The sequence below is a fragment of the Aurantimonas sp. C2-5-R2 genome (genome assembly GCF_036549495.1).
In the GTDB taxonomy this organism is placed as follows: domain Bacteria; phylum Pseudomonadota; class Alphaproteobacteria; order Rhizobiales; family Rhizobiaceae; genus Aurantimonas; species Aurantimonas coralicida_A.
On sequence record NZ_JAZHLJ010000193.1, the window covers coordinates 1 to 2283 of the forward strand.

Annotated in this window: 3 protein-coding genes; 2 read left to right on the top strand and 1 reads right to left on the bottom strand. The window is 59.8% G+C overall.

Going from position 1 to position 2283, the window contains the following annotated elements; all coding sequences use genetic code 11:
* The first annotated feature begins 235 nt into the window (after nt 1–235).
* Both VQ044_RS24805 and VQ044_RS24810 read left to right on the top strand, forming a co-directional pair.
* The gene (locus VQ044_RS24805; RefSeq protein WP_327650310.1) at nt 236–700 is read left to right on the top strand and encodes a hypothetical protein; all 465 of its coding nucleotides are present in this window, start codon (nt 236–238) and stop codon (nt 698–700) included.
* Nucleotides 697–1827 carry a restriction endonuclease gene (locus VQ044_RS24810; RefSeq protein ID WP_327650312.1) on the top strand — a complete coding sequence of 377 codons (1131 nt, stop codon included), beginning with the start codon at nt 697–699 and terminating at the stop codon, nt 1825–1827. The genes VQ044_RS24805 and VQ044_RS24810 overlap by 4 nt, the downstream gene beginning before the upstream one ends.
* Before the next feature lie 15 nt (nt 1828–1842).
* Here the strand turns inward: VQ044_RS24810 and VQ044_RS24815 are convergent, their stop codons facing one another.
* Nucleotides 1843–2061 (bottom strand): hypothetical protein, encoded by a 219-nt coding sequence (locus tag VQ044_RS24815; protein WP_327625046.1) that lies wholly within the window; start codon nt 2059–2061, stop codon nt 1843–1845.
* Between the last annotated feature and the right edge of the window lie 222 nt (nt 2062–2283).

Consider the following 2283-nt stretch of genomic DNA (forward strand, 5'->3'; position numbering starts at 1 on the left):
AGAAGACGCCTACTACGCCCAGCTTGAGGCCATGCCGATCGCCGCGTAGGATGCAAACCAAACAGTCTCCGGGAAACCCGGGGCGGTTCAAACCCCTCGTGTCGCCAAGTTTCGGATATTTTCTTGGCTTGATGGCGCGGCAACAGCAGACAGCGCGGCGTTCGCGTTTGGAAGAGACGATGACGTAACTTTCGGGATCCTGCACTCATGTTTTCATGAGCATTGGTCCCTTCGAATGGGTACTTGGCTCGGCAAGGGAAATGATCCCCGCTACACCTCCACGACAACCTTCGAGACCTTCCCGTTTCCCGAAGGCCTTACGCCGGACATCACCGCCGCCGACTATGCCGACAACCCCCATGCCATCGCCATCGGCGCCACCGCCTCCCGGCTGAACGAGCTTCGCGAGAACTGGCTGAACCCCGCCGACTTGGTCCGACGTGAGCCTGAGGTTGTCGCTGGCTATCCTGACCGCATCCTCCCCGTTGACGAGAAAGCCGCCGCGCTCCTGAAAAAACGGACGCTGACGAATCTCTACAACGAGCGCCCCGCTTGGCTCGATCACGCGCACCGGGCGTTAGATGAAGCCGTCGCTAGCGCCTACGGATGGCCGGCTGATCTTTCCAACGACGACATCCTCGCACGCCTCTTCGCGCTGAATCAGGAGCGAGCGGCACAACAGGAAAGCAGTTCGACATGAAAACGATCTGGGGCGTCCACATGGGACGCCAGCACGGCGGGCGGCCTATCGATGATGGATACGTCTCTATTGGCTGGGCCGCACTGGGCGATCTTCGGAAGCTGCCGGCCGATCGTGAGGCGTTTAAACGCCAAATTGAACGACATTATCCCAAGACAAAGCCGGGCGCCGTGCCGGTTCAAGCCGGCGTCCTCTTCCGCTTCGCTCATGAGATGAAGACCGGCGATCTGGTCGTCTATCCATCGAAGGCCAACCGAACGGTGAATATCGGCGAGCTGGGAAAATATGATTTCTACCCGAATGCCGCCGACGACGAAGCGTCCCATCGTCGCGCGGTCCGCTGGCTTGCGCACAAACCGCGCTCCGATTTTCCTCAAAGCGCCCTGAACGAGATTGGATCGGCGCTGACGCTCTTTCAGGTCGCGAACAATCCCGAGCCGTTTTTGGCGGTCATTCGCGGTGAGGAACCGGAGCCCGTCGGCTCGGAGGAAGAGGAGAGCGAAGCCGCTATCGCGAGCCAACAGGTGGAAGAGCGGACCGAGGATTTCGTCATAAAGCGGCTGAAGAACGCTCTTTTGCCTGATCGGTTCGAACACTTCGTCGCGCATCTTTTGCAGTGCATGGGATACCATGCGCGGGTGACACAGCGCTCCGGAGATGGCGGAATCGACGTGATCGCGCACCGCGACGAGCTTGGCTTCGAGCCGCCGGTCATCAAGGTCCAGTGCAAGCAGACTGTGGACACCATCGGCCGGCCGGCCGTCCAGCAACTCATGGGCGCCGTCGCTCAAACCGAATATGGTTTGTTCGTCACGCTCGGCAGTTTCTCAAGGGATGCGCTGGATACGGAACGGCAGACGCCCAACCTCCGCCTTATCGACGGCCAAGCCCTGACGGAACTCGTTTTCGAGCATTATGAGCGCTTCGAACCGCAATGGCAGTCGATTGTTCCGTTGAACGTCGCTACGTTCCCGGACCTAATCAAGAGGCCTAATGCCAGCCCTAGCGTTCGCATTTGTTGGTATATTTGTTGGTATTTAGCAAAACGCCGTCAATCGATAGGCAATAAGAACAATATCTTAGCGCTTCGATGTGACGCCTTTCCTGGCACCATTCCCCAAAATTGAGAAGCGGCCCTGTGCCTAAGCGATGCCGTGGAGATTCGGCATGCGGCCCGGCAGCGCATTTGTCTGCGCATATCTGAGCGCTTGGAGGCGTGCGTAAGGGTCCCAGCTCGCGAGCGCTTTGCTCGCCGCGTCGGAGACTTCGAACTCGCCGCATCGCGGGCAGCGGATCATGGCGACATGCGCCGCTTCGGCCTCGCCCCGCTTCGCTGCTCCTTCGCAGATGATGCACCGCATTGGTCGCTTTCCTCCCGGCCTTCGATGAGGCGCCATCCTGCGCCTTCGGTCTTGGAAATGGAATAGCGGCGCCCGTTCACACCGCCGCATGATCGCGGACGCCGCAGAGAGTCTCTCACCGGCTGGTTCGGACGAAAAAAGGGCGGCCCGGTTTGACCGGACCGCCCTGATTGGCATGGGGAAGGTTGGTTCGTTCAGCCGTGTTCGCGGCCTTGTCAGAAC

Coding starts and splice junctions, on each gene's coding strand:
- VQ044_RS24805 (WP_327650310.1), top strand. CDS start 236: ATGGGTACTTGGCTCGGCAAGGGAAATGATCCCCGCTACACCTCCACG.
- VQ044_RS24810 (WP_327650312.1), top strand. CDS start 697: ATGAAAACGATCTGGGGCGTCCACATGGGACGCCAGCACGGCGGGCGG.
- VQ044_RS24815 (WP_327625046.1), bottom strand. CDS start 2,061: ATGCGGTGCATCATCTGCGAAGGAGCAGCGAAGCGGGGCGAGGCCGAA.